Origin of the sequence: Mycobacterium sp. (assembly GCF_052144515.1) — a bacterium.
Lineage (GTDB): Bacteria > Actinomycetota > Actinomycetes > Mycobacteriales > Mycobacteriaceae > Mycobacterium.
Genome location: NZ_JBKQQD010000197.1, coordinates 1 through 24,795, shown reverse-complemented (window position 1 = coordinate 24,795; position 24,795 = coordinate 1). Strand labels below are relative to the sequence as shown.

The following is a 24,795-nucleotide window of genomic DNA, read 5'->3' as shown; positions in this document are numbered from 1 at the left end:
TCTTCTCCACCACTGTTGTCACAGTGTTTTGCGCGCCCAACGTACGTCGACCCGCCCTTCGCTTTGTGGCGTTGACCGCGGGCATGGCCGCTGCCGCTGCGACGCTGGCGGCACCCATCCGCGCAGACATGATGGGCAACGCGTTCCTGGCGGCCCTGACCAATGCCGGGGTCCCATACAGCGAACCGGCAACCACGACGGCGCTGGGCGAGTCGGTCTGTCCGATGCTGTTCCAGCCGGACGGCTCGTTCGACTCCATTGCATCCAGAGTGGCCGACAACAGCGGAATGTCCCACGATGCGGCCGGTGTGTTCACCGTCATAGCAATCGGGACCTATTGTCCAGCGGTTCTGGCACCTCTGTTGTCTAACCGGCTACCGGCCTAACGGCGGCCTGAACGTCCGACCGTCCAGGACATCCGACCTGCCCGTAACCTCTACGGGGAGACCGGCAGCGAACGAAATGGACAGCACGAGTGGTCGAGGACAGGCATGGTCGCGGCGGTGAGCGGCGTCCGCGTTCGTCATCCGGCGGCTCCGGCAACTCTCAGAGGCGCGGGCCACGCACCGAGCGGGAAGCCCGCTGGTCGGGCCCCGGCCGGGCGCGTCCGGCGCAGCCCCAGGGCGCACCGCCCGACGGCGAAGGCGCACCCCGCGGTGGTGTCGAAGGGCCGCCGGTACCGCAGGGCGTCGACGCCAGGCAGCTGGCGCCCGAGGTCCGGCGTGAGCTGAGCACCTTGGACCGTGCCACCGCCGACGCGGTGGCACGGCACCTGGTCGCGGCCGGGCAGTTGCTCGACGACGACCCGGAAGCGGCCCTGAGTCACGCCCGCGCCGCGCGGGCCCGGGCCAGCAGGATCGCCGCGATTCGCGAGGCCGTCGGAATCGCCGCCTATCACTGCGGCGATTGGGGCCAGGCGCTCTCCGAGTTGCGCGCCGCCCGCAGGATGGGCAGCAAGTCCCCGCTGCTCGCGTTGCTCGCCGATTGCGAACGGGGTCTTGGCCGTCCGGAGCGGGCGATCGAACTGGCGCGTGGGCCCGAGGCGGCCCAGCTCACCGGCGACGACGCCGACGAACTGCGCATCGTGGCCGCCGGTGCCCGCGCGGATCTCGGGCAGCTGGAGCAGGCGCTGGCCGTGTTGTCCACGCCGCAGCTCGACCCGAACCGCACCGGCTCGACCGCTGCGCGGTTGTTCTACGCCTACGCCGACACGCTGGTGGCGCTCGGCCGCAATGACGAGGCGCTGCAGTGGTTCCTGCGCTCCGCGGGCGCCGATATCGAAGGCGTCACCGACGCCGAAGACCGGGTAGAAGAGCTGGGTTCGGCAGAAAAACCGTGAAAAGCCTTGCGCAAGAATATGATTGCCTGCTGGTCGACCTGGACGGGACGGTGTTTCGCGGCCGTCGGCCCACCGAGGGCGCGGTGCAGGCGCTGGACGAGGCGGGCAGCCGCAAGCTCTTCGTCACCAACAATGCCTCTCGGAGCGCGGACGAGGTGGCGGCGCACCTGCGTGACCTCGGCTTCACCGCCAGCGCTGCCGATGTCGTCACCAGCGCCCAGAGTGCGGCGCACCTGCTCGTCGGTCAGTTATCGCCGGATTCACCGGTGTTGATTGTGGGCACCGACGCACTGGCCAACGAGATCGCCGCAGTCGGACTGCGTCCCGTGCGCCGGTATGAGGACGACCCGGTTGCCGTTGTGCAGGGGCTCTCGATGACGATCGGCTGGCCCGATCTTGCCGAGGCCGCGCTGGCCATCCGGGCCGGGGCGCTTTGGGTGGCGGCCAACGTCGATCCCACCTTGCCCACCGAGCGTGGCCTGCTGCCCGGTAACGGCTCGCTGGTCGCCGCCCTGCGAACGGCCACCGGCGCCGAACCCCAGGTGGCGGGCAAGCCGGGGCCGCAACTGATGACAGATGCGATGGCACGCGGCGATTTCCGCTCGCCGTTGGTGATCGGCGACAGGCTGGACACCGACATCGAGGGCGCCAACGCCGCCGGAATGCCCAGCCTGATGGTACTCACCGGGGTCAACACCGCGCGCGACGCCGTCTACGCCGAACCCGCCCAGCGGCCCACCTACATCGGCCACGACCTGCGCTCGCTGCACCAGGACGGCACGCTGCTCGCGGTCGGGCCGCAGCCGGGCTGGCGCGTCGACCTCAGCGATGGTGCGGCCGCGGTCAGCGCCACCGGCCGGGACCCAGACCGTCAAGGGGACGGGTTATCGATCGTTCGCGCCGTCGCCGGCGCGATATGGGACGCCGACTCGACGGGTCGACCACCGCGCATCGAGGCTGGCGACGACGACGCGCGCGCCGCGCTGCGGCGCTGGTCTCTTGTGCAGAGCGACTAGGCGGTGACTAGCGTAAGGGACGCAATGACTACCGATCCTGATCAGATCCGCGCTGAAATCAACGCCCTGCTGGCCCACCTGCCCGACCCTGCCGACATGACGGCGGAGTCGGCGGACGGACCAGAGAGCGGGCCGTCTCTCGCCGACCTGGAAGAGATGGCACGCCGTCTGTCGGAGGCGCACGACGTGCTGTTACGGGCCCTGGAATCGGCGGAGAAGGGCTGAGTGCGCGCATGCCTCGGCGTGCCCGCATCGACGTCGAGCTGGTGCGGCGCGGCCTGGCCCGATCCCGTCAGCAGGCCGCGGAGTTGATCGGCGCCGGCAAGGTGCGCATCGACGGCCTGCCGGCCGTCAAGCCGGGCACCGCCGTCGCCGTCACCGCGGCGCTGACCGTGGCCAATGACGGCGAACGCACCTGGGTGTCGCGAGGAGCGCACAAACTCATCGGTGCGCTGGACGCCTTCGAGATCTCCGTTGAGGGCCGCCGCTGCCTGGACGCCGGCGCGTCGACGGGTGGGTTCACCGAGGTGCTGCTCGATCGCGGGGCGGCCCAAGTGGTTGCCGCCGACGTGGGGTACGGCCAGCTGGCCTGGTCGCTGCGCTGCGATCCGCGGGTGGTCGTCGTCGAGCGAACCAACGCGCGAGACCTGTCGCCCGAGGCGATCGGCGGGCAGGCCGACCTGGTGGTGGCTGACCTGTCGTTCATCTCGCTGGCCACCGTATTACCGGCGCTGGCTGGATGTGCCGCGCCCGACGCGGATATCGTTCCCATGGTGAAGCCGCAGTTTGAGGTGGGGAAGGGCCAGGTTGGTCCCGGCGGGGTGGTTCACGACCCCGTAATGCGTGCCGATTCGGTGCTGAGCGTCGCGCGGCGCGCAGGGGAGCTGGGGTGGCACACCGTGGATATCACGGCCAGCCCGCTGCCGGGCCCATCCGGCAACGTCGAATACTTCCTGTGGCTGCGCGCCGAGACCGATCGGGTGCTGGCCGGTGATGAATTGGTGGGTGCGGTGCAGCGCGCGGTGACAGAGGGCCCCCAGTGACCGCGCAACGTACCGTCCTGCTGGTAGTCCACACCGGACGGGATGACGCTACCGAGACCGCGCGGCGGGTAGAGAAAGTATTGGGCGACAACGGAATTGCGCTTCGCGTGCTATCCGCCGAGGCGGTCGACCGCGGATCGCTGCACCTGGCGCCCGACGATATTCGCGCACTGGGCGTCGAGATCGAGGTGGTCGACGCCGACCGACGCGCCGCCGAGGGCTGCGAACTGGTGCTGGTTCTCGGCGGTGATGGCACTTTCTTGCGGGCGGCTGAGTTGGCCCGCAACGCCGGCATCCCGGTGCTGGGCGTCAACCTGGGCCGGATCGGTTTTTTGGCCGAAGCCGAGGCGGAGGCCATCGACCTGGTGCTCGAGCACGTCATCGCGCGCGACTACCGGGTGGAGGAGCGACTGACGCTGGATATCGTTGTGCGCCATCGGGGCCGCGTCATCGAGCAGGGATGGGCGCTCAACGAGGCCAGCCTGGAAAAGGGTCTGCGACTGGGCGTGCTGGGGGTGGTCGTCGAAATCGACGGCCGCCCGGTGTCCACATTCGGCTGCGACGGGGTGCTGGTGTCCACGCCGACCGGATCCACCGCCTACGCGTTCTCGGCGGGCGGCCCGGTGTTGTGGCCGGACCTCGAAGCGATCCTGGTGGTACCCAACAACGCGCACGCGCTGTTCGGCCGGCCGATGGTCACCAGCCCGGATGCCATGATCGCGATCGAAATCGAGGCGAGCGGAAACGACGCCCTGGTGTACTGCGACGGCCGCCGCGAAATGCTTTTACCGGCCGGCGGACGGCTGGAGGTGACCCGGTGTGCCACACCGGTTAAATGGGCGCGTCTGGACAGCGCGCCGTTCACCGACCGCTTGGTGCGCAAATTCCGGTTGCCAGTGACCGGTTGGCGCGGAAAGTAACGGCGCCGGCCGGTGCTGACTGAATGCTGACCGAAATCCGCATCGAGTCGCTGGGCGCCATCAGCGTTGCGACCGCCGAGTTCGACTGTGGCCTGACCGTGCTGACCGGCGAGACCGGCACCGGCAAGACCATGGTGGTGACCGGGCTGCACCTACTCGGCGGCGCCCGCGCCGACGCCACCCGCGTCCGGTCCGGAGCCGACCGTGCGGTTGTCGAAGGTCGTTTCACCACAACCGATCTCGATGACTCGACGGGCGTCGGGCTCGACGAGATCCTGGACGCATCCGGGGCGGAACGCGACGAGGACGGCAGTGTAATCGCGCTGCGCTCGGTCAGCCGCGACGGACCCTCGCGCGCCTACCTGGGTGGTCGCAGTGTGCCCGCCAAGTCGCTGAGCGGTTTCACCACCGAGCTGCTCACCCTGCACGGGCAGAACGACCAATTGCGGTTGATGCGGCCCGAGGAGCAACGCAGCGCGCTGGACCGCTTTGCCACCGCGGGACCGGCGTGCGAGCGGTACCGCAAACTGCGTGACGCCTGGATGTCGGCGCGGCGCGACCTGATCGACCGTCGCAACCGCGCCCGCGAACTCGCCCAGGAGACGGATCGGCTGCACTTCGCGCTCAACGAGATCGACACTGTGGACCCGCAACCCGGCGAAGACGACACGCTGGTGGCCGACATCGTTCGGCTCTCCGAGCTGGATACGCGGCGCGAAGCCGCCGCCACAGCGCGCGCGGCCCTGTCCGGAGAACCAGACGAGACCTCTGGCGGCAGCGCTGTAGACACCCTCGGGCGGGCAAGGGCCGCACTGGAGTCGACCGATGACGCCAAGCTGCAGGCGTTGGCCGCGCAGGTCGGTGAGGCGCTGACGGTGATCGCCGACGCGGGCCGCGAGCTCGGCGACTACCTGGAAGAACTTCCGGTCGACGCCAGCGCGCTGGAATCCAAGCTGGCCCGTCAAGCCCAGCTAAGGACGTTGACCCGCAAGTACGCCGCGGACGTCGACGGGGTGCTGCGCTGGGCGGCCGAGTCGCGCGAACGGTTGGCGCAACTCGACATCTCCCCGGAAGGGTTGGCCGGACTGGCCGAGCGTGTCGACGAACTCGCACACGAATTGGCCCAAGCCGCAACCGATCTCAGCAAGATTCGCCGCAAAGCGGCCAAACGGCTGGCCAAAGAGGTGACCGCGGAGCTGTCCGGCCTGGCGATGGCCGATGCCGAATTCACCATCGAGGTGACCACCGATCTCGCGGCCGATCAGGACGATCCCGCGGCGCTTACGCTGCCCGCTGGCGAGCTGGCCCGGGCTGGCGGCGATGGCACCGACCAGGTCGAGTTTGGCTTCGCAGCACACCGCGGTATGACGGTGCTGCCGCTGGCCAAGAGCGCGTCCGGTGGCGAGTTGTCCCGGGTGATGCTCGCGCTGGAAGTGGTGCTCGCGGCTTCCGCGAGTGGCACCACGATGGTGTTCGACGAGGTCGACGCCGGCGTCGGTGGCTGGGCGGCGGTGCAGATCGGGCGGCGGCTCGCACGGCTGGCCCGCACGCATCAGGTCATCGTGGTCACCCATCTGCCGCAGGTGGCGGCTTACGCCGACGTGCATCTGGTGGTGCACAGCACCGGAGCAGACGGTGCCAGCGGGGTCCGGCGGGTGAGCGGCGACGACCGGGTGGCCGAGCTGGCCCGGATGCTGGCCGGTCTGGGGGAGTCCGACAGTGGCCGCGCGCACGCCCGCGAACTGCTCGACGCCGCGCAGAACGACGAAATCTAGTTTTGCTGCTGCTGCCGCGAGCGTGCGTGTCTGTACGTCGACACGCCGCAAAACCTGTACAACTGCGCACGTTCGTGCACAAGTGAAAGCGTTAGCCAAGCTTTATGCATCTGTGACAGATGTGACGCTAGATAACTTGTGTGGCTGGTGTTACGGCGCGCCTCCCCGCTCCCGCCACGCTCCGCGGACAGAATCGCCCCCATGAAGATGTCAGGGCTGCTCTCCCGAAACACGTCCCGGCCGGGTGTCACCGGCACCGCCCGGGTCGACCGGAACATCGACCGACTGCTGCGCAGGGTCTGCCCCGGCGACATCGTGGTGCTCGACGTCTTGGATCTGGACCGCATCACCGCCGATGCGCTGGTGGAGGCCGATATCGCCGCCGTCGTCAACGCATCGCCGTCCGTTTCGGGCCGCTACCCGAACATGGGACCCGAGGTGCTGGTCAACAACGGGGTCACCCTCATCGACGAGACCGGACCCGACGTCTTCAAGAAGATCAAGGACGGCAGCAAGATTCGCCTGCACGAAGGCGGGGTGTACTCCGGTGACCGCCGGCTGATCCGCGGCACCGAGCGCACCGACCACGACATCGCCGACCTGATGCGCGAGGCCAAGAGCGGCCTGGCCGCTCATCTGGAGGCGTTCGCCGGCAACACAATTGAGTTCATCAAGAGCGAAAGCCCGCTGCTGATCGACGGCATCGGCATCCCCGATGTCGATCTCGACCTGCGCCGCCGGCATGTGCTGCTGGTCGGCGAGGAGTTCAGCGCCGCCGACGATCTCAAATCCCTCAAGCCGTTCATCAAGGAGTACCAACCCGTGCTGGTCGGTGTCGGCAGCGGCGCGGACGTGTTGCGCAAGGCTGGTTATCGGCCACAACTGATCGTCGGCGACCCCGACCAGATCAGCACCGATGTACTCAAGTGCGGTGCCCAGGTCGTGTTGCCCGCCGACGCCGACGGCCACGCGCCGGGCTTGGAGCGAATTCAGGACCTCGGTGTCGGGGCGATGACGTTCCCGGCCGCCGGCTCGGCGATGGATCTGGCCCTGCTGCTGGCCGATCACCACGGCGCGGCGCTGCTGGTCACGGCCGGCCACACCGCCAACATCGAGACGTTCTTCGACCGGACGCGTGCGCAAAGCAACCCGTCGACCTTCCTCACCAGGCTGCGGGTGGGCGAGAAGCTGGTGGACTCCAAGGCGGTCGCCACCCTGTACCGCAACCACATCTCGGCGGGCGCCATCGCGCTGTTGGCGCTGACCATGCTGATCGCCGTGATCGTCGCGCTGTGGGTGTCACGCACCGACGGCGTGGTGCTGCACTGGGTCATCGACTACTGGAACCGCTTCTCCCTGTGGGTGCAGCATTTGGTCAGCTAGGACGGTGCGTTCATGATCTCGTTACGTCAACACGCGTTCTCGCTGGCGGCTGTCTTCCTGGCACTGGCCGTGGGCGTGGTGCTGGGCTCCGGCTTTTTGTCGGACACCCTGTTGTCCAACCTGCGTGACGAGAAACGCGACCTCTACACGCAGATCAACGGGCTCAACGACCAGAAGAATGCGCTGACCGAAAAGCTCAGTGCGGCAAACAATTTCGATAACCAGCTGGTGGGCCGGATCGTGCACGATGCGCTGGGGGGCAAGACGGTGGTCGTCTTCCGCACCCCGGATGCAAAGGACGACGATGTTGCGGCGGTGTCGAAAATCGTGGGTCAGGCAGGCGGCTCGGTGACCGGGACGGTGTCGCTGACCCAGGAGTTCGTCGACGCCAACTCGGCGGAGAAACTGCGCACCGTGGTGAACTCGTCGATCCTGCCCGCCGGCGCGCAGTTGAGCACCAAGTTGGTCGACCAGGGTTCACAGGCCGGCGACCTGCTCGGCATCACGTTGCTGATCAACCCCAACCCCGCCCCGGCAGTGGAAGATGTTCAGCGGGATACCGTGCTGGCGGCGCTGCGCGACACCGGCTTCATCACCTACCAACCCGCTGACCACCTTGGTGCGGCCAACGCCGCGATCGTCATCACCGGCGGCGCGCTGCCCCAGGACGCCGGTAACCAAGGGGTCAGCGTGGCCCGGTTCTCGGCCGCGCTGGCCCCGCACGGCTCCGGCACCCTGCTCGCCGGGCGGGACGGTTCGGCGACGGGCGGCGCCGCCGTGGCGGTGACCCGCGCCGATGCCGGCATGGCGGCCGCGATCAGCACCGTCGACGACGTCGACACCGCGCCTGGACGCATTACCGCGATCCTGGGCCTGCACGACCTGATCAACGGCGGCCACATCGGGCAGTACGGCACCGGACATGGGGCCACGTCGATCACGGTTCCCCAGTAGGGCGTGTTCCCGGCGCCGTCGCGTGCCGGATGTTAGGGTGGGTTTCCGTGGGTCGGCAGGCCCAATCCAAGCCCTGCCCGTCTTCACGGAGGTCGCTCAGTGCGAAAGCATTCGCAAACCGTCACCAAGCACCTCTTCGTCAGCGGTGGCGTCGCTTCCTCGCTCGGCAAGGGACTGACCGCCAGCAGCCTCGGACAGTTACTGACCGCGCGCGGGTTGCACGTCACGATGCAGAAGCTCGACCCGTACCTCAATGTCGACCCGGGCACCATGAACCCGTTCCAGCACGGCGAGGTCTTTGTCACCGAGGACGGCGCCGAGACCGACCTCGACGTCGGTCACTACGAGCGGTTCCTGGATCGCGATCTGTCCGGCTCGGCGAATGTCACCACCGGACAGGTCTATTCGACGGTCATCGCCAAGGAACGACGCGGCGAATACCTTGGCGACACCGTCCAGGTGATCCCGCACATCACCGACGAGATCAAACGGCGCATCCGGGCGATGGCCCAGCCCGATGCCGACGGCAACCGCCCCGACGTCGTCATCACCGAAATCGGAGGCACCGTGGGCGATATCGAGTCGCAGCCCTTTCTGGAGGCGGCCCGACAAGTGCGCCACGACCTGGGCTGGGAGAACGTGTTCTTCCTGCATGTGTCGCTGGTGCCTTATCTGGCGCCATCCGGCGAGCTCAAGACCAAGCCGACCCAGCACTCGGTGGCCGCGCTACGCAGCATCGGCATCACCCCGGATGCGCTGATCCTGCGCTGCGACCGCGACGTTCCCGAAGCGCTGAAGGACAAGATCGCGCTGATGTGCGACGTCGATATCGACGGTGTCATCTCCACCCCGGACGCGCCGTCGATCTATGACATCCCCAAGGTGTTGCACCGCGAGGAACTCGACGCTTATGTGGTGCGCCGGCTCAATCTGCCTTTCCGCGACGTCGATTGGACCGAATGGGACGACCTGCTGCGCAGGGTGCACGAGCCGCACGATACCGTGCGAATTGCTCTGGTAGGCAAGTATGTTGAGCTTTCTGACGCCTACCTGTCGGTCATCGAGGCGCTGCGCGCCGGTGGGTTCAAACACAACACAAAAGTCGAGATGTTTTGGGTGCCTTCCGATGACTGCGAGACGGCCAGCGGCGCCGCGGCGGCGCTGGGCGACGTGCATGGCGTGCTGATCCCCGGCGGGTTCGGCATCCGCGGAATCGAGGGCAAGATCGGCGCCATCCGGCATGCCCGGGCGCGGGGGCTGCCGGTGCTGGGGCTGTGCCTAGGCCTGCAGTGCATCGTGATCGAAGCCGCCCGCTCGGTGGGTCTCACCGAGGCGAACTCGGCGGAATTCGATCCGGCCACACCGGATCCGGTGATCTCCACGATGGCCGATCAAGAGCAGATCGTGGCCGGCGAAGCCGATCTCGGCGGCACTATGCGGCTGGGCGCCTATCCCGCTGTGCTGGAACCGGATTCCATTGTGGCCCAAGCCTATGGGGCGACGCAGGTGTCGGAGAGACACCGGCATCGCTATGAGGTCAACAATGCCTACCGCGACAAGATCGCTGAAAGCGGTCTGCGAGTCTCCGGCACCTCGCCCGACGGCCATCTGGTGGAGTTTGTCGAATACCCGCCCGACGTCCATCCGTTCGTCGTCGGTACCCAGGCTCACCCCGAACTGAAGAGCCGGCCCACCCGGCCACATCCGCTGTTCGTCGCCTTCGTGGGGGCGGCGATCGACTACAAGGCGGGCGAACTGCTGCCAGTGGAGATTCCTGAGCAGTCGCCCAACGGCAACCAGCTTCGAGGGAACGTCGGGCGGTCGCTACCTGAGCCCGCAGCCCGTGGCTGAGCACGTCTTCGAGACGACGTCATCCGAAACCCTGTACACCGGAAAGATTTTCGCGCTACGTCGCGACCAGGTGCGGATGCCGGGCAGCAAAGACGTCACCAGGGACGTCGTCGAGCACTTCGGCGCCGTGGCCGTGGTGGCGATGGACGACGACGGCAACATCCCGTTGGTCTATCAATACCGCCACGCGTTCGGTCGCCGGCTCTGGGAGCTGCCGGCCGGGCTGCTCGACATCCATGGCGAGGCGGCGCATCTCACCGCGGCCAGAGAGTTGCAGGAGGAGGCCGGGCTGCAAGCCCGCACCTGGCGGGTGCTCGTCGATCTCGATTCCACGCCCGGCTTCAGCGACGAATCGGTGCGGGTCTACCTGGCCACCGAGGTGAGCGAGGTGGACCGGCCCGAGCCGCACGACGAAGAAGCCGACATGACATTGCAGTGGTATTCGTTGGCGGAGGCCGCCCGTAAGGTGCTCAGCGGCGAAATCGTCAATGCCATTGCTGTTGCCGGTATTTTGGCCGCGCATGCGGTCACCACCGGGTTCGTGCAGCCGCGCCCGGTGGACAGTCCGTGGACCGACAAGCCGACGGCGTTCGCGGCGCGAAAGGCCGCGCAGTGACGGCTGCCCTCCAGGCACAGCTGCAGGGCTACCTCGACCACCTGACGATCGAGCGGGGCGTGGCGGCCAACACGCTGAGCTCCTATCGCCGAGACCTGCGCCGCTACTCCAAGCACCTGGCGGACCGCGGAATTCACGATCTGGCCAAGGTCGGTGAGGACGACGTGAGCGAATTCCTGGTGGCGCTGCGCCGCGGGGATCCCGACTCCGGCAGGGCGGCGTTGTCCGCGGTGTCGGCGGCACGGGCGCTGATCGCGGTGCGCGGCTTGCATCGGTTCGCCGCTGCCGAGGGTTTGGCCGAACTGGACGTGGCGCGGGCCGTGCGGCCGCCGACGCCGGGCCGCCGGCTACCCAAGAGCCTGACCATCGACGAAGTACTGGCACTGCTCGAGGGCGCGGGCGGCGACAGCCCGGCCGACGGCCCGCTGACGTTGCGCAACCGGGCGCTGCTGGAACTGCTGTACTCCACCGGATCCCGGATCTCCGAGGCCGTCGGACTCGACGTCGACGACATCGACACCCAGGCCAGGTCGGTGCTGCTGCGCGGCAAGGGCGGCAAGCAGCGGCTGGTGCCGGTGGGACGGCCCGCGGTACAGGCGCTGGACGCCTATCTGGTGCGGGGGCGGTCTGAGCTGGCTCGCCGGGGTCGGGGAACGCCGGCCATCTTTCTCAATGCGCGCGGCGGCCGATTGTCGCGGCAAAGCGCATGGCAAGTTCTGCAGGACGCCGCCGAGCGCGGCGGCATCACCTCGGGTGTGTCGCCGCATATGCTGCGGCACTCTTTTGCCACGCACCTGCTCGAGGGCGGCGCCGACGTCCGGGTCGTGCAGGAGCTGCTGGGTCATGCCTCGGTGACGACGACGCAGATCTACACGCTGGTCACCGTGCACGCGCTGCGCGAAGTGTGGGCGGGAGCCCACCCCCGTGCGCAGTGACTAGCCCAGATAGTCGGACTCCAGCACCAGGTCGGACACCAGCGATTGGTATTCGAGATGCGCCTTGTGTTCCACGGTGTTCCACAGCTTGCCCTGCTGCTCGCGCATGTACGCGCGATATTTCGGCGCGCCCGGCACCCTGACGTTGTCGGCGACCACGATCGACCCCGGATGCAGCCAGCCTCGGTCGAGGATGCTCTTGAGGTCGTCAAGGTAGGCGTTCTTGTCGTGATCCAGAAACACGAAATCGATTGCACCAGGCGCGAATCCGTGTTCATTGGCCAGCACGTCCAGGGTGCGCCCGCCGTCGCCGATGGTGCCGACGACGCACGTCACACGGTCGGCGACCCCGGCATGAGCCCAGATTTGCCGGGCATTGGCGGCGTTGGATTCGGCGAGTTCGACGGAGTAGACCTTCGCGTGCGGGGCGGCCCTGGCGATACGCAGAGAGCCATAGCCGCAGTAGGTGCCCAGCTCCAGTGCCAGTGCGGGATCGGCACGGCGCACGGCGGCGTCCAGGAATTGCCCTTTCTCGTCGCCGACGTTGATCAAGATCGACTTTTCGTAGGCGAACTTGTCTATGGTGGCCAGCACGTCGTCGATGTCGCCGGCCCGGGCGTTCTGCAGGACGTAGTCGACCGCGGCCGCTTCGCGTCCGTCACCGACCTGGCCGGTGGTGGTGAAGTTGTGATTCCCGACGGCCATCCGCCACACCGACCATCGCAGCAGAGGTATCCGTCGCTTGAGATCCATAACCAACCACGATAGTGCTCAGCCAATGTTGCTGGTGTGACTGATGTTAACTCTTAGCGTCGCCGAGCGCTCCGTCAGCGGTCTTCGGGCGTATTGGCTGGCGAGATTGCCTGCGGGTCGCCCGGTTTACGCGCGCGAACCCGTTAGACTTTCCAGCGATGTTCACCTCCCGAACACCCGGCCGGTAATGACCGACCACCCCGACAGCGACGTTCCGGTCGGCCTGACCGGACGGCCGCCGCGGGCGATCCCGGAGCCGCAGCCGCGCAGCTCGCACGGCCCGGCCAAGGTCGTCGCCATGTGCAATCAGAAGGGCGGCGTCGGGAAAACCACGTCGACGATCAACCTGGGCGCCGCGCTCGCCGAGTACGGCCGGCGGGTGCTGCTGGTGGATATGGACCCTCAGGGCGCACTGTCGGCGGGCCTTGGCGTACCGCACTACGAACTCGAGCAGACCATTCACAACCTGCTCGTGGAACCGCGGGTGTCGATCGACGACGTGCTGCTGCATACCCGGGTCCCGCACATGGACCTGGTACCCAGCAACATCGACCTGTCGGCCGCCGAGATCCAGTTGGTCAACGAGGTGGGCCGCGAGCAGACCTTGGCGCGGGCCCTGCACCCGGTGCTCGACCGGTACGACTATGTCCTCATCGACTGCCAGCCGTCGCTGGGCCTGCTCACCGTCAACGGGCTGGCTTGCGCGGACGGCGTGGTCATTCCGACCGAGTGCGAGTTCTTCTCGCTGCGTGGTCTGGCGCTGCTCACCGACACCGTCGACAAGGTGCGCGACCGGCTCAACCCCAAGCTGGAAATCAGTGGCATCCTGCTCACCCGTTACGACCCCCGCACCGTCAACGCGCGCGAGGTGATGGCCCGCGTCGTGGAGCGATTCGGGGACCTGGTGTTCGACACCGTGATCACCCGCACGGTCCGTTTCCCGGAAACCACGGTCGCGGGCGAACCCATCACGACCTGGGCGCCGAAATCGACAGGCGCCGTCGCATACCGCGCCCTGGCCCGCGAGTTCATTGACCGATTCGGCGCGTGAACGACCCTGGGAGTAGTGCGAACGGCTCCGACAACCACACTGAGGCATCCCTGGCACCCCGGAACGGCTTTCAGGTCCGGCTGGCCAACTTCGAGGGGCCGTTTGATCTGCTGCTGCAGCTGATCTTCGCCCATCGTCTCGACGTCACCGAGGTGGCGCTGCACCAGGTCACCGACGACTTCATCGCCTATACCCGCCAGATCGGCTCGCAGCTGGACCTCGAGGAGACCACGGCGTTTTTGGTGGTCGCCGCGACCTTGCTCGACCTCAAGGCCGCCCGGCTGCTGCCCGCCGGTCAGGTCGAGGACGACGAGGACTTGGCGCTGCTGGAGGTGCGGGACCTGCTGTTCGCCCGGTTGCTGCAGTACCGCGCGTTCAAGCACGTCGCGTCGATTTTCGCCGAGCTGGAAGCCAACGCGCTGCGCAGCTATCCGCGTTCGGTGTCGCTCGAGGAGCAGTTCACCAGCCTGCTCCCCGAAGTGATGCTGGGCGTCGACGCCGAGCGATTCGCGCAGATCGCCGCTGTCGCGTTTACCCCGCGGCCGGTGCCGGTGGTGGCCCTCGGGCATCTGCACCAGCTGAAGGTCTCGGTTCCCGAGCAGGCCAAACGACTGCTGGAGATCCTCGAAGCGCGGGGCAGTGGTCAGTGGGCCTCGTTTTCGGAGCTGGTTGCCGACTGTCAGGCGCCGATCGAGGTGGTCGGGCGCTTCCTGGCGCTGCTCGAACTGTATCGGTCCCGGACGGTAGCATTCGAGCAGTTAGAGCCGCTTGGCGTGCTCCAAGTTTCGTGGACCGGGGAACGGCCGACCAACGAAGCCCTGGTAGAACTGCGAGACGAATGATGACTGACGATTTGCCCGATCTCGACCTGGACGGCGGCATCCCGGATATTGCCGAGGTCGCGCCGCTGGATCCCGAGGAGCTCGGCTCGGTGCTCGAGGCGCTGCTGTTGGTGGTGGACACCCCGGTGACCGTTGAGGCGCTGGCCGCGGCCATCGAGCAACCCGTCTACCGGGTGGCGGCGAAGCTCGAGGTGCTGGCTGGCGAACTCACCGAACGCGACAGCGGCATCGACTTGCGTAAGACCAGCGAGGGCTGGCGGATGTACACCCGGGCCCGGTTCGCGCCGTATGTCGAGAAGCTGCTGCTCGACGGCGCGCGCACCAAGCTCACCCGGGCCGCGCTGGAGACGCTGGCGGTGGTGGCCTACCGCCAGCCCGTGACGCGCGCGCGGGTGAGCGCGGTCCGCGGGGTCAACGTGGATGCCGTGATGCGCACCCTGTTGGCGCGCGGTCTGATCACCGAGTCCGGTACCGATTCCGATACCGGCGCGGTGACGTTCGCCACCACGGAGCTGTTTCTGGAGCGCTTGGGGTTGGCCTCGCTGGGCGAGCTTCCCGATATCGCGCCGTTGCTTCCCGACGTCGACACGATCGAAGACCTGAGCGAATCCCTGAACAGCGAGCCACGTTTCATCAAACTCGCGGGCGGCCAGGCGTTCGACCAATCAATGTCGTTCGACGTGGACCAGGATTGATGGTCGAGCCAGTCCGACTGCAAAAAGTGTTGTCCCAGGCCGGGATTGCGTCGCGGCGTGCCGCCGAGAAGTTGATCATCGACGGGCGTGTCGAGGTGGACGGGCAGGTGGTCACGGAGCTGGGCACCCGGGTCGACCCGGACGTCTCGGTGATCCGCGTCGACGGGGCCCGCGTGGTCATCGACGACTCGCAGGTGTACCTGGCGCTGAACAAGCCGCGGGGAATGCACTCGACCATGTCCGACGATCGCGGCCGGCCGTGTATCGGCGACTTGATCGAGCGAAAGGTCCGGGGCAACAAGAATCTTTTTCATGTGGGCCGCTTGGACGCCGACACCGAGGGGCTGATCCTGCTGACCAACGACGGGGAGCTGGCGCACCGGCTGATGCATCCCTCCCACGAGGTGCCCAAGACCTACCTGGCGACGGTGACCGGCTCGGTGCCCCGCGGGCTGGGCAAGAAGTTGCGGGCGGGGATCGAGTTGGACGACGGCATTGCGCGCGTCGATGATTTTGCGGTGGTGGATGCGATTCCGGGTAAGACGTTGGTGCGGTTGACCTTGCACGAAGGACGCAACCGCATCGTGCGCCGGCTGCTGGCGGCCGCGGGTTACCCGGTGGAGACGCTGGTGCGCACCGACATCGGCGCGGTGACGCTGGGGGAGCAGCGTCCCGGCAGCATCCGGGCTTTGCGCCGTGACGAGATCGGCCAGCTGTACAAAGCGGTGGGCCTGTGAACATCGTCGTCGCCATCGACGGGCCGGCGGGCACCGGAAAGTCCTCTGTGTCAAGGGGATTAGCCCAAGCGCTGGGGGCGCGTTACCTGGATACCGGAGCGATGTACCGGATGGTGACGCTGGCAGTACTGCGCGCCGGCGTCGACCCAGCAGATGCCGAAGCGGTCGCGCAGATCGCGTCGACGGTGCAAATGTCGGTGGACTACGACCCCGGTGGTGATCGCTGCTACCTTGCCGGAGAGGATGTTTCGGTTGAGATCCGCGGTGACGCGGTCACCCGCGCGGTGTCGGCGGTGTCGTCGGTTCCAGCGGTGCGTGTCCGGCTTGTCGACCTGCAGCGCCGCATGGCCGAGGGCGGGAGCAACGTGGTGGTGGAGGGCCGCGACATCGGAACCGTGGTGTTGCCCGACGCGCCGGTGAAGATTTTCTTGACCGCTTCGGCGGAGACCCGTGCCCGGCGTCGCAACGATCAGAACGTCGCGGCGGGCCTGGCCGACGACTACGAGGGGGTGCTGGCCGACGTGCGCCGCCGCGATCATCTCGATTCCACGCGTGCGGTGTCACCGTTGCGGGCGGCTTCGGATGCGGTGATCGTCGACACCAGCGAAATGACCGAGGAAGCCGTGATCGCCCACCTGCTGGACTTGGTGGAGCAGCGAGACGGGGCGGTGCGGTGACCCAGGACGGCACGTGGGCCGACGAAAGCGACTGGGAACAGACGGATTCGGGCCTCGATGACCTGGCCGAGCTCGGACCGGCACCAGTCGTGGCGGTGGTGGGCAGGCCCAATGTCGGCAAGTCGACGTTGGTCAACCGCATCCTGGGTCGGCGCGAAGCGGTGGTGCAGGATGTCCCCGGCGTCACGCGTGACCGAGTCTCCTACGATGCGCTGTGGACGGGACGCAGGTTCGTCGTGCAGGACACCGGCGGATGGGAGCCCGACGCCAAGGGCCTACAGCAGCTGGTGGCCGAGCAGGCATCGGTGGCCATGCGGACCGCAGACGCGGTGATCTTGGTGGTCGACGCCACGGTAGGCGCCACCGCCGCCGACGAGGCCGCTGCCCGTATCCTGCTGCGCTCGGGTAAGCCAGTCTTTTTGGCCGCCAACAAGGTTGACAACGCGAAGGGCGAGGCGGACGCGGCGGCATTGTGGTCGCTGGGACTCGGCGAGCCGCACGCGATCAGCGCAATGCACGGTCGCGGCGTCGGCGACCTGCTCGACGATGTGTTGGCCGAGCTGCCCGAGGTGTCCGAGGTGGCGTCGGCCGGCGGCGGCGGTCCCCGGCGGGTGGCGCTCGTCGGTAAGCCCAACGTCGGTAAGAGTTCATTGCTGAACAAGCTGGCCGGTGATCAGCGATCGGTGGTGCACGATGTCGCAGGGACGACGGTGGACCCGGTGGACTCGCTGATCGAAATGGACGGCAAGGTCTGGCGGTTCATCGACACCGCCGGCCTGCGTCGCAAGGTGGGTCAGGCCAGCGGTCACGAGTTCTACGCCTCGGTGCGCACGCACGGAGCCATCGATTCCGCCGAGGTGGCGATCGTGCTGATCGACGCCTCCGCGCCGCTGACCGAACAGGATCAGCGGGTGCTCTCGATGGTGATTGACGCCGGGCGGGCGCTGGTGCTGGCATTCAATAAGTGGGATCTGGTCGACGAGGACCGGCGCGACCTGCTGGACCGCGAGATCGACCGCGAACTGGTGCAGGTGCGCTGGGCGCAGCGGGTCAACATCTCGGCCAAGACGGGCAGGGCGGTGCAGAAACTGGTGCCGGCGATGGAGGGGGCGCTGGCGTCGTGGGACACCCGGATACCGACCGGCCCGCTGAACACCTGGATCAAAGAAGTGGTCGCGGCGAATCCGCCGCCGGTGCGCGGTGGTAAGCAGCCGCGCATCCTGTTCGCTACCCAGGCCACCGCCCGGCCGCCGACGTTCGTGCTGTTCACCAGCGGTTTCCTGGAGGCCGGCTACCGGCGTTTTCTGGAGCGGCGGCTGCGCGAAACGTTCGGATTCGAGGGCAGCCCGATCCGCATCAACGTGCGGGTGCGCGAGAAGCGGGGACCGAAACGCCGGTAAGGCTTTTGTCCGAAAGGCTTCTGTCCGAAACAGCTGAGTAGCATGCTGTAGCTGTCCTGAGGTTGTCGCGCCACCGGGGATCGGAGCCGCCGATGTCGTCGTACGTGATCGCAGTACCCGAGGCTTTTGCCGCGGTGTCGGAGGACTTGACCGGGATCGAGGAGGCGATCAAGGGGGCTGCCGCTGAGGCGGCGCCCTCGACGACGGGGATTGTCGCGGCGGCTGGCGATGAGGTGTCGGCGGCCATCACGAGTTTTTTTGGCAGCTACGCCGAAGCGTTTCAGACGCTGAGCGCGCAGGCGACGCAGTTTCATGGCCAGTTTGTGCACGCATTGAGCGCTGCTGGGACGTCGTATGCGGCCTCCGAGGCTTCGAATGTGTCGCTGCTGGTGAAGGGGCTGCAGCAACAGTTCTTCGACAAGGGGATTTTTTCACCCTTCATCTATCTGACCGGGCAACCGCTCTTCGGCAAAGCTGCCGTCGGGCCTGTCGTCACCGGCACCACCGGCCCCGGCCTGGGCGGCAGGCTGATCACCGGCTTTTTCAACGGCAGTCTCGGGAGCGGCAGCGGCGGTGTGTCGCCGGGGCCGGGGACCCCCAGCGGGGTGACTGGGGTCCGGGAGGGGACCTCCTACCTGAACATTGCGGTCGGTCCCAATGGCTACGGGGCCCCGGCGCGCTGGTACTTCCCGACGCAGGCAGACGGTTCGGTGGATGCCCGCGGTGTCATCTATCTGCAGCATGGCTTCCTGGCAAACGGTGGCTATTACAGCGATCTGGCGATTCAGCTGGCCGAGCGGACCGATTGCATCGTGGTCACTCCCACCGAGTCGTCGCTTCCGTTGCCGGGCGGTGCCTGGCTGAGCGGGACGCAGATGCAGCAGGCCGTCGGCTCGTTGTTCCTGGCAACGAGGCGGCGCTGAACCTCAGCGCGAACCAGGCCGGCTACCACGGCACGCTGCCGCAAAGTTTCGTGATTACCGGACACTCGGCCGGCGGCGGCCTCGCCACGGCAGCCGGCGGCGATTACGTCGCCGACCTCGGGACGAACACCGTCGACAACCACCTTCTCGGTGTGGTGATGTTCGACGGGGTCGCAACCAATTCCACCAGCTTCGCGCCTGCGATCGCCAACCTGCAGACGTTGAACATCCCCGACTATGTGGTGGCCGCGCCGCCCCAGGCGTGGAATCTTTACGGTGCCACCACGAATCAACTGGTCAGTCTGTACCCGGGGCAGTTCGTCGGGGTCGAGCTGGTCAACGGCTCGCATGTCGACTCGATGCTGGGCGATAAACCCGTCATCGACTTCGCCTCCCAGCTGGTGACCAAGTTCTCCCCGGGCGGCAACACCGCGGCCGTGTACACCCTATCCACGGGGTGGATCAACGACATGTACGCCGGGGCGGGCCCCACCGACCCGATCTACGGCATCTACGGGCCCACCGGCGGCTACGAGTCGCCCGGCGGCCAGCAGATCATCCTGGGCCCGGCCACCGGGATCGTACTGCCGGTGTCCTAGCGCTTCCTCGCGGTCATAGGCGACACCGTCCACGTCGGGGCGGCTGAACTATGACCCGCCCGGTCGCCAGCGGTGGCACGACTGAGCAGGCGGCCGCCGCCGCGTTGGGATATCTCGCCTACAGCGGGCGCTATTTCGTGGATGAGTCGACGGGTGACGTCCGTCATGAGGCAAAGCTTTCCCTGGTGCCGAACTACCTGGGTCAATTCCATCTGCGGCCACAGCGATCTCGACGGTGACGGTGACGAGTTGAGACTGTCGGCGGAGACGCCTCTTCCCGACGGCGCGGCGGTGTTCTCGTCGTTGGTGTGGGCCCGCGCGGGGCGTGCTGGTGCGCAGGCCACGGCGGGTGACGCGCTGGCCTGCGGTAGGCTGTCGATCTGCTGTCGGTGGCTCACCGGCAGCACCGGGCTGTGGCGCAGTTTGGTAGCGCACTTGACTGGGGGTCAAGTGGTCGCAGGTTCAAATCCTGTCAGCCCGACAATATCACCGCAGGTCAGAGCGTTATCCGGGGCCGGGGCCGCGTCTCCTGAGCGCCGCCAGTGGGCCGCCAGTGGGCCAAGAGCGGGCCAGCGCCAGCGTTGAACTTCAGACAAACGACACCGCGCCCTGATGGGCGCGGCGCGTGTAACTCACTGTCAGACGGCCATCTGATAGTTGCGGTTGAGCAGACTCACACGGGCATCGCACGCATAGGCGTCGCGATCCGCGTTGCTCGGGCTCGCGAAGTGATGCCACACGGCATCCGCCGGGCAGTAATCACATTCGACGTGCGCGCCGCAGTACTGGCCGGGCTCGTTGAGCTGGCACAGCGGCATGTGTTCCTGGTTTATTTTCAGCCTCGGCGGCACCGCCGGGGCTTTTTGTACGGGACTAAAGGCACTTTCTCGCCGGGTCGGTCCAGAACTAAAACTGACGGATGGCGTTCTCCCCGCATCCGCCGCCGTACCCGAGCGCGAGATGAGCGCAACGACACCTTTGCCGCCGGGTTGGTACCCGGACCCGAGCGGTAAGGCGAGAAAGTTGTACTGGGACGGCCAAGAGTGGCACACTGCGCCTCCACCCGTGCCCCCATCCGCCCAGAAGAAGAAGCCGGGGTGCCTTCGGGGCCTGGTGTTGTTCCTGGTGCTGTTCGCCGTGTTGTGGTTCTTGCTTGCCACCTGTGGTCATTCGTCCGACACGTCCTCGACGACGACGCCCACCACCTACAGCGAGCAGGAGACCGAATCCGAAGTCATCAGAATTTGCCAAAAAGATGTCAAGAAAGACCTCAAAGACCCCGACAGCGCGAGGTTCGGCGACGACTGGAAAGCGTGGCTGGTCACCCACCCACCGAGCGAGCCACCCAAGGTGACGTACCACCCCGAGAACGGAGACAAGCTGTACTCAGCAAGCGGCAGCGTCAACGCGAAAAACGGCTTCGGCGGCTACGTCGGTGACCAGCCGTACGGCTGCGACGCTGCCGTCACCACCGGCGGTCAAGTCCACTCCATAGCCTATTCGCTCCAAGAACTCCTGAACCCGACCGCGACGCCGTAGCGTCGGGGCGACCTTGACCGTGCCCGTGCGGTAAGGACGCATGTCATTCGTGCGGGTCAGGGGCTCTGGCTCGGGGTCTTTCCCGACCCGGCCAGCCGCCCCCCGGGCCCCGGCAGGCCGGGTCGGTGCAGCGGCCGGTGGGACTTGGGGGTCTCTGTGGGTCACCGGGCGGCGCTGTCGCTGCCCGGCATCGTCGAGCCGATTGCCCGCAGCGCGTCGCGCTGGCTGTGGCTGTAGGTCGCCAGCATCTCGGCCGGGCTGTGCCCGTGCCAATCGGCAACCGCCGCGAGGTTATGCCCGGCGTCGATTGCCAGGCTGACCGACGTATGCCGGGCGTCGTGCAGCCGGATCACCGGCACGCCCGCCGCCGCACACAGCCGGGCGAACTCGTCGGAATAGTGCTCGGGCCTGATCGGCACGCCGTCCTCGCGCACAGCGATCAGGTTCGCGTCCGACCACGGGACGCCCAGCGCCAGATATTCGCCCTTCTGGCGTGTCTTGAGCGCCCGCAACGCTGCCATCGTGGCGGGCGGCATCGGCAGAATCCGCCGACCGCGAGCTGACTTGGGCGGCCCGATGACGGTCTCGCGACCTGAGCCGACCGCGACCCGGCTGGCGACGACCGAGACGGTGCCCGCGTCGAAGTCGACCGCTGACCACGCCAGGCCGAGCACCTCGCTACGGCGCAGTCCTGCCAGGGTCAGCGCCCAGCAGGCCGCGAGCCGTTCGCCCCGGACGTGTTCGGCGAATTGCTGCGCCTCGGTGGCCGACCAGGTGACTATCTTCCGGCGCGTGCTGCGCGGGACCTCGACCAGATCGGCGACGTTGCGGGCGACGAGACCCTGACGGCGGGCGTCCTCGATCACCGCCCGCAGCGTCCGCACGGCGAACTGCACCGAGCGCACCGACAGCGGGCCGCCGTGACGTGACCCGCTAGTCAGCATCTCGCTAACCATCTCGTCGAGCTGTGCCTTGGTCAGCGATTGCAAGGGCACCGCGCCGAATCTCCGGGTCGCGTGCAATAACGCAAACCGGTATCCCTCGACCGTCACCGAGCGGACGTTGCGCTTGCCGTCGAGCCACTGCTCGCAGGCGTCGGCGACCGTGATCCGAGCCGGGGCGGTGTAGGTGCCCGAACCGACCTCGGTGCTGATGCGGCGCAGCTCGCGGCGGGCCTCGGCCTGCGTGCGGAACGTGTACCGCTTGCGCAGCCGCGACCCGTCCGGGAGGGTGCCGATGGCGATACGGAACTCGTAGGTCGTCGAGCCGTTGCGGGCGGTGCGTTTCGTGATCGGCTCACTGCGCCGGGTGCGCTTGGTCGGGTCTGTCATTGGTCGGTCCTATCTCCTCGTGAATAGTGTTGTGGCGGAAAGTTATCCGGCGTCCAGCTCGGCGCGTTCGGTCGCCTCGCGCTCGATGACGGCCTCGAATGTGGACTCGTCCCAATACGAGTCGAGGGCGTCCTGATACAGCCTGCGCAGCACGTCGGGAGGCAGCGCGTCGAGCTCGACCTGGACGAGCCGACCGAACCGCTGCACAAACCCGGTCTTACGCGAATCGGTTTCCTTGCCCATCGCCTCGGGCAGGTCGTGCTCGTCGATCTGCTCGGGCGTCAGCGCGACACGATGCACGTGTTTCCAGCAGTCAGTCCGGTCTACGAAGTCGCGAGGGATGTCCCAACCGCTCGGGTCGTGGTCTCCGGCATAGAGCAGCACCGCCGGGCGGTTCTGCTGCTCGACGTGGGCCGCCACCTCGTCGGCGTAGCTCTGGCTGGCGTATCCGCCAAGGGCCAGGATCGGGAGACCCAACGGGCGACCGAACCACGCTTGCAATTGGCTGACGATGCCGTTCTTCTCGACGCCGAGATACAGTGACACGTCCTGGTTTTCGGTGCGGTCGCGCCGATAGATCCGGCGCACGTAGTCGACGGCGTGACGCGGTGAAAAGAACGTCTGATACTCGTGTACCTGGCGGGTGCGGTCGGATAGCTCGGGAAAGGTGCCGTCACGACGAGCCTCGGCGGTCACTGCCGAGAGTCGCTTGTACGCGGACGCGACGTTAGGCAGCAGCTCGGCCGCCACCAGGCGGTAAAAGAGCTGGCGCAGGGTGACCGGCGTGTCGTAGCTCTCGACGATGACGCGGGCCTCGTCGAGGACACGTCCCCATTGGATGCGCTCGGCGGTCATCGGTCGGTCTCCTGTTCGGGCTTGGGGGCGGTTGTATCGGCGGTGGCTGTGGTGTCGGCGGCCCTGGCCCAATCGCGAGGCAGGAACCGTCGCCGCTTGGCCTCGGCGATCCAGCGGTCAACGGTCGGCAACGACGCACCGAAACGATCAACGACGTAATCCCGTGGCGGCAAACCAATCTCACGCGCAGCGAGGAGCAAATTCGCAACCTGCCGGTAGTGCGCGTCATCCAGCACCGGACGCTTGCCACTGCCAGGTGCCGAGCGGTCAGGCCGCAGCAGGGCGGTCGTGTCGTCGGCCTCGGGCAGCTCGACGCCGCCCTCGGTCAACACGATGAACCTCGCGGCGGCTGCGGCCAGGCGGCGCACCGGCACCGAACGCAGGAAATTCGGCTCAAGATCGGCGGTGCTGTCATCGTCGGCCACCATGTGCAGCTCGACGAGACGCGGTGCGGTCCCGGCGGCCAGAACGACGCGCACCTGATAGCGGTAGCGGTGGGCGTACAGCGGAACCTCGATCAGACCGGCGTCGCTGCCCGGCTCGCCGGTCACGCGCCGGATGCCCGCAGGTATCACGTCGCCGCTGATCGGACGGTCGTTATCGGTTTCGGTCACGAAGTGATAGTAACTTGTCAAGACACCAATCGACAACCTATGACATGATGGTGTTCGTGAGCACACGGACACACACCAAGCCAGGGCTAACGCTCGACGACCTGCGCGCCGAACCGGCGGCTATCAGCATCGAGCGGGCGGGCCAGTATTTCGGCGTCGGCCGCAGCGGTGCTTATGCGATGGTCAGGGAGGGCCGGTTGCCGACCATCCTGATTGGCACCAAGCGCATGAGGGTCGCAACCGCCGTGCTGCTGCGGATGCTCGGCGGCGCGGACTGATGAACGCCACATACGGCGGACCCGGCGGCCGGTGACCGCCGCCCGCAGTCCGAAGGTGTCGACGCACGCGCTGATATGCCATCACGGCGAGCGCGGAAAGACCGGCTACACAGTCGAATTCAGCTATTGGTCATCACGGGAGGAGGCCGAGCAGGCGCGCGACGAGCTGACGCCCTGCTCGGCGCGTTGCCAGGGCGTCCATACGGTCGGTGCGCGTCGACGCGCCCGTGACACAGCCGGCGGCACCCGGCCAAGCGTGCCTATGCCCGATCCCGGTAAACCGAGCGCGCCGGGTGATTGCACCCCGGTATGTCACCGTTAAACCACCGAAACCACCTCGGAGAGGACGCGAACCGATGACCGACGACACACCAGAGACAACCGGGACCGTGCTCGCCGTGGGCCCACGCCGGGCCGCGCCGATGCTCGACGTTGAACCGGACACCCTCAAGCGGTGGCGGATGACCGGCAAAGGGCCGCGTTACAGCCGCATCGGCAACCGGGTCAGATACCGGATCGCTGACCTAGAGGCGTGGCTGGCCGAGCACACGGTCACGCCGGAACCGGCAGCGGCACACCAGGATTGACCCGGCGACACAGCCTCACCGCGCACGAAACCCCAACCACGAGGACGCCTTAGAACGCGGAAAGCCCGGTCTGACCAGGACC

At 67.3% G+C, this 24,795-nt stretch carries 29 protein-coding genes and 1 tRNA gene; 25 read left to right on the top strand and 5 right to left on the bottom strand.

Features of this window, described 5'->3' with window-relative positions; all coding sequences use genetic code 11:
• Nucleotides 1-83: 83 nt before the first annotated feature.
• The 12 genes from ACLP9N_RS13835 (at nt 84) to xerD (ending at nt 11,832) form a co-directional block, all read left to right on the top strand.
• Nucleotides 84-386, top strand: a complete 303-nt coding sequence (locus ACLP9N_RS13835) for a DUF732 domain-containing protein (RefSeq protein WP_442407953.1) — start codon at nt 84-86, stop codon at nt 384-386.
• Nucleotides 387-475: 89 nt separating this feature from the next.
• Nucleotides 476-1,339 carry a tetratricopeptide repeat protein gene (locus ACLP9N_RS13830; RefSeq protein WP_442407943.1) on the top strand — a complete coding sequence of 288 codons (864 nt, stop codon included), beginning with the start codon at nt 476-478 and terminating at the stop codon, nt 1,337-1,339.
• Nucleotides 1,336-2,355 carry an HAD-IIA family hydrolase gene (locus ACLP9N_RS13825; RefSeq protein WP_442407942.1) on the top strand — a complete coding sequence of 340 codons (1,020 nt, stop codon included), beginning with the start codon at nt 1,336-1,338 and terminating at the stop codon, nt 2,353-2,355. The genes ACLP9N_RS13830 and ACLP9N_RS13825 overlap by 4 nt, the downstream gene beginning before the upstream one ends.
• Nucleotides 2,356-2,379: 24 nt before the next feature.
• Nucleotides 2,380-2,580: a hypothetical protein gene (locus ACLP9N_RS13820; RefSeq protein ID WP_442407941.1), complete on the top strand. Its 201-nt coding sequence runs from the start codon at nt 2,380-2,382 to the stop codon at nt 2,578-2,580.
• An 8-nt stretch (nt 2,581-2,588) separates the two neighbouring features.
• On the top strand, nt 2,589-3,398 hold the full coding sequence (locus ACLP9N_RS13815; protein ID WP_442407940.1) for a TlyA family RNA methyltransferase: 810 nt from the start codon (nt 2,589-2,591) through the stop codon (nt 3,396-3,398).
• On the top strand, nt 3,395-4,318 hold the full coding sequence (locus tag ACLP9N_RS13810; RefSeq protein WP_442407939.1) for an NAD kinase: 924 nt from the start codon (nt 3,395-3,397) through the stop codon (nt 4,316-4,318). Before ACLP9N_RS13815 ends, ACLP9N_RS13810 begins: the two co-directional genes overlap by 4 nt.
• Before the next feature lie 23 nt (nt 4,319-4,341).
• Nucleotides 4,342-6,093 (top strand): DNA repair protein RecN, encoded by a 1,752-nt coding sequence (recN, locus tag ACLP9N_RS13805; protein WP_442407938.1) that lies wholly within the window; start codon nt 4,342-4,344, stop codon nt 6,091-6,093.
• Nucleotides 6,094-6,294: 201 nt separating this feature from the next.
• Nucleotides 6,295-7,476: a putative cytokinetic ring protein SteA gene (gene steA / locus ACLP9N_RS13800; protein ID WP_442407937.1), complete on the top strand. Its 1,182-nt coding sequence runs from the start codon at nt 6,295-6,297 to the stop codon at nt 7,474-7,476.
• Nucleotides 7,477-7,488: 12 nt separating this feature from the next.
• On the top strand, nt 7,489-8,430 hold the full coding sequence (locus ACLP9N_RS13795; protein WP_442407936.1) for a copper transporter: 942 nt from the start codon (nt 7,489-7,491) through the stop codon (nt 8,428-8,430).
• 99 nt (nt 8,431-8,529) lie between these two features.
• Nucleotides 8,530-10,281, top strand: coding sequence for a CTP synthase (locus ACLP9N_RS13790; RefSeq protein WP_442407935.1), 1,752 nt, complete (start codon nt 8,530-8,532; stop codon nt 10,279-10,281).
• Nucleotides 10,274-10,897: an NUDIX domain-containing protein gene (locus ACLP9N_RS13785; protein WP_442407934.1), complete on the top strand. Its 624-nt coding sequence runs from the start codon at nt 10,274-10,276 to the stop codon at nt 10,895-10,897. Before ACLP9N_RS13790 ends, ACLP9N_RS13785 begins: the two co-directional genes overlap by 8 nt.
• Nucleotides 10,894-11,832 carry a site-specific tyrosine recombinase XerD gene (gene xerD / locus ACLP9N_RS13780; RefSeq protein WP_442407933.1) on the top strand — a complete coding sequence of 313 codons (939 nt, stop codon included), beginning with the start codon at nt 10,894-10,896 and terminating at the stop codon, nt 11,830-11,832. The genes ACLP9N_RS13785 and xerD overlap by 4 nt, the downstream gene beginning before the upstream one ends.
• Here xerD and ACLP9N_RS13775 read toward each other — a convergent pair whose 3' ends face one another.
• Nucleotides 11,833-12,585 (bottom strand): O-methyltransferase, encoded by a 753-nt coding sequence (locus ACLP9N_RS13775; RefSeq protein WP_442407932.1) that lies wholly within the window; start codon nt 12,583-12,585, stop codon nt 11,833-11,835.
• Nucleotides 12,586-12,772: 187 nt separating this feature from the next.
• On the opposite strand from ACLP9N_RS13775, the gene ACLP9N_RS13770 reads away from it, so the two are divergent.
• The 10 genes from ACLP9N_RS13770 to ACLP9N_RS13725 all read left to right on the top strand — a co-directional run bounded on the left by ACLP9N_RS13770 (nt 12,773) and on the right by ACLP9N_RS13725 (nt 19,990).
• On the top strand, nt 12,773-13,636 hold the full coding sequence (locus ACLP9N_RS13770) for a ParA family protein (protein ID WP_442407931.1): 864 nt from the start codon (nt 12,773-12,775) through the stop codon (nt 13,634-13,636).
• 50 nt (nt 13,637-13,686) lie between these two features.
• Nucleotides 13,687-14,478 (top strand): segregation/condensation protein A, encoded by a 792-nt coding sequence (locus tag ACLP9N_RS13765; RefSeq protein ID WP_442407952.1) that lies wholly within the window; start codon nt 13,687-13,689, stop codon nt 14,476-14,478.
• On the top strand, nt 14,478-15,173 hold the full coding sequence (gene scpB / locus ACLP9N_RS13760) for an SMC-Scp complex subunit ScpB (protein ID WP_442407930.1): 696 nt from the start codon (nt 14,478-14,480) through the stop codon (nt 15,171-15,173). The genes ACLP9N_RS13765 and scpB overlap by 1 nt, the downstream gene beginning before the upstream one ends.
• Complete coding sequence (locus ACLP9N_RS13755) at nt 15,173-15,910, top strand: pseudouridine synthase (RefSeq protein WP_442407929.1); 738 nt, start codon at nt 15,173-15,175, stop codon at nt 15,908-15,910. Before scpB ends, ACLP9N_RS13755 begins: the two co-directional genes overlap by 1 nt.
• Entirely contained in the window at nt 15,907-16,587 is a 681-nt protein-coding gene (gene cmk / locus ACLP9N_RS13750; protein ID WP_442407928.1) for a (d)CMP kinase, read from the top strand. Before ACLP9N_RS13755 ends, cmk begins: the two co-directional genes overlap by 4 nt.
• Nucleotides 16,584-17,987 (top strand): ribosome biogenesis GTPase Der, encoded by a 1,404-nt coding sequence (der, locus tag ACLP9N_RS13745; protein WP_442407927.1) that lies wholly within the window; start codon nt 16,584-16,586, stop codon nt 17,985-17,987. Before cmk ends, der begins: the two co-directional genes overlap by 4 nt.
• Before the next feature lie 92 nt (nt 17,988-18,079).
• Complete coding sequence (locus ACLP9N_RS13740) at nt 18,080-18,910, top strand: PE family protein (protein WP_442407926.1); 831 nt, start codon at nt 18,080-18,082, stop codon at nt 18,908-18,910.
• 50 nt (nt 18,911-18,960) lie between these two features.
• Nucleotides 18,961-19,509 carry a hypothetical protein gene (locus ACLP9N_RS13735; protein WP_442407925.1) on the top strand — a complete coding sequence of 183 codons (549 nt, stop codon included), beginning with the start codon at nt 18,961-18,963 and terminating at the stop codon, nt 19,507-19,509.
• 50 nt (nt 19,510-19,559) lie between these two features.
• On the top strand, nt 19,560-19,748 hold the full coding sequence (locus ACLP9N_RS13730; RefSeq protein WP_442407924.1) for a lipocalin-like domain-containing protein: 189 nt from the start codon (nt 19,560-19,562) through the stop codon (nt 19,746-19,748).
• Nucleotides 19,749-19,916: 168 nt separating this feature from the next.
• Nucleotides 19,917-19,990, top strand: a tRNA-Pro gene (locus ACLP9N_RS13725).
• Nucleotides 19,991-20,147: 157 nt separating this feature from the next.
• Here ACLP9N_RS13725 and ACLP9N_RS13720 read toward each other — a convergent pair.
• Entirely contained in the window at nt 20,148-20,327 is a 180-nt protein-coding gene (locus ACLP9N_RS13720) for a hypothetical protein (protein ID WP_442407923.1), read from the bottom strand.
• Nucleotides 20,328-20,469: 142 nt separating this feature from the next.
• On the opposite strand from ACLP9N_RS13720, the gene ACLP9N_RS13715 reads away from it, so the two are divergent.
• Complete coding sequence (locus tag ACLP9N_RS13715) at nt 20,470-21,048, top strand: DUF2510 domain-containing protein (protein ID WP_442407922.1); 579 nt, start codon at nt 20,470-20,472, stop codon at nt 21,046-21,048.
• 161 nt (nt 21,049-21,209) lie between these two features.
• Here ACLP9N_RS13715 and ACLP9N_RS13710 read toward each other — a convergent pair whose 3' ends face one another.
• From ACLP9N_RS13710 to ACLP9N_RS13700, 3 genes are read right to left on the bottom strand one after another with little or no spacing between them, the layout of a single operon-like run.
• A complete protein-coding gene (locus ACLP9N_RS13710) occupies nt 21,210-22,379 on the bottom strand; it encodes a site-specific integrase (protein ID WP_442407921.1) in 1,170 nt (389 codons plus the stop codon).
• Between the two features lie 42 nt (nt 22,380-22,421).
• The gene (locus ACLP9N_RS13705) at nt 22,422-23,234 is read right to left on the bottom strand and encodes a hypothetical protein (RefSeq protein WP_442407920.1); all 813 of its coding nucleotides are present in this window, start codon (nt 23,232-23,234) and stop codon (nt 22,422-22,424) included.
• Nucleotides 23,231-23,848, bottom strand: a complete 618-nt coding sequence (locus tag ACLP9N_RS13700) for a hypothetical protein (protein ID WP_442407919.1) — start codon at nt 23,846-23,848, stop codon at nt 23,231-23,233. The genes ACLP9N_RS13705 and ACLP9N_RS13700 overlap by 4 nt, the downstream gene beginning before the upstream one ends.
• A 56-nt stretch (nt 23,849-23,904) precedes the next feature.
• On the opposite strand from ACLP9N_RS13700, the gene ACLP9N_RS13695 reads away from it, so the two are divergent.
• Together ACLP9N_RS13695 and ACLP9N_RS13690 are read left to right on the top strand one after the other, a co-directional pair.
• Nucleotides 23,905-24,126: a DNA-binding protein gene (locus tag ACLP9N_RS13695; protein ID WP_442407918.1), complete on the top strand. Its 222-nt coding sequence runs from the start codon at nt 23,905-23,907 to the stop codon at nt 24,124-24,126.
• A gap of 356 nt (nt 24,127-24,482) precedes the next feature.
• Nucleotides 24,483-24,713: a helix-turn-helix domain-containing protein gene (locus ACLP9N_RS13690; protein WP_442407917.1), complete on the top strand. Its 231-nt coding sequence runs from the start codon at nt 24,483-24,485 to the stop codon at nt 24,711-24,713.
• The last annotated feature ends 82 nt before the right edge of the window (nt 24,714-24,795 follow it).

What these genes read in the sequence shown, in the direction of transcription:
- ACLP9N_RS13835 (WP_442407953.1), top strand. Translation starts at nt 84, where the DNA reads ATGGCCGCTGCCGCTGCGACGCTGGCGGCACCCATCCGCGCAGACATG.
- ACLP9N_RS13820 (WP_442407941.1), top strand. Translation starts at nt 2,380, where the DNA reads ATGACTACCGATCCTGATCAGATCCGCGCTGAAATCAACGCCCTGCTG.
- ACLP9N_RS13815 (WP_442407940.1), top strand. Translation starts at nt 2,589, where the DNA reads ATGCCTCGGCGTGCCCGCATCGACGTCGAGCTGGTGCGGCGCGGCCTG.
- recN (WP_442407938.1), top strand. Translation starts at nt 4,342, where the DNA reads ATGCTGACCGAAATCCGCATCGAGTCGCTGGGCGCCATCAGCGTTGCG.
- steA (WP_442407937.1), top strand. Translation starts at nt 6,295, where the DNA reads ATGAAGATGTCAGGGCTGCTCTCCCGAAACACGTCCCGGCCGGGTGTC.
- ACLP9N_RS13795 (WP_442407936.1), top strand. Translation starts at nt 7,489, where the DNA reads ATGATCTCGTTACGTCAACACGCGTTCTCGCTGGCGGCTGTCTTCCTG.
- ACLP9N_RS13775 (WP_442407932.1), bottom strand. Translation starts at nt 12,585, where the DNA reads ATGGATCTCAAGCGACGGATACCTCTGCTGCGATGGTCGGTGTGGCGG.
- ACLP9N_RS13770 (WP_442407931.1), top strand. Translation starts at nt 12,773, where the DNA reads ATGACCGACCACCCCGACAGCGACGTTCCGGTCGGCCTGACCGGACGG.
- scpB (WP_442407930.1), top strand. Translation starts at nt 14,478, where the DNA reads ATGACTGACGATTTGCCCGATCTCGACCTGGACGGCGGCATCCCGGAT.
- ACLP9N_RS13755 (WP_442407929.1), top strand. Translation starts at nt 15,173, where the DNA reads ATGGTCGAGCCAGTCCGACTGCAAAAAGTGTTGTCCCAGGCCGGGATT.
- ACLP9N_RS13740 (WP_442407926.1), top strand. Translation starts at nt 18,080, where the DNA reads ATGTCGTCGTACGTGATCGCAGTACCCGAGGCTTTTGCCGCGGTGTCG.
- ACLP9N_RS13730 (WP_442407924.1), top strand. Translation starts at nt 19,560, where the DNA reads ATGACCCGCCCGGTCGCCAGCGGTGGCACGACTGAGCAGGCGGCCGCC.
- ACLP9N_RS13720 (WP_442407923.1), bottom strand. Translation starts at nt 20,327, where the DNA reads ATGCCGCTGTGCCAGCTCAACGAGCCCGGCCAGTACTGCGGCGCGCAC.
- ACLP9N_RS13715 (WP_442407922.1), top strand. Translation starts at nt 20,470, where the DNA reads ATGAGCGCAACGACACCTTTGCCGCCGGGTTGGTACCCGGACCCGAGC.
- ACLP9N_RS13710 (WP_442407921.1), bottom strand. Translation starts at nt 22,379, where the DNA reads ATGACAGACCCGACCAAGCGCACCCGGCGCAGTGAGCCGATCACGAAA.
- ACLP9N_RS13705 (WP_442407920.1), bottom strand. Translation starts at nt 23,234, where the DNA reads ATGACCGCCGAGCGCATCCAATGGGGACGTGTCCTCGACGAGGCCCGC.
- ACLP9N_RS13690 (WP_442407917.1), top strand. Translation starts at nt 24,483, where the DNA reads ATGACCGACGACACACCAGAGACAACCGGGACCGTGCTCGCCGTGGGC.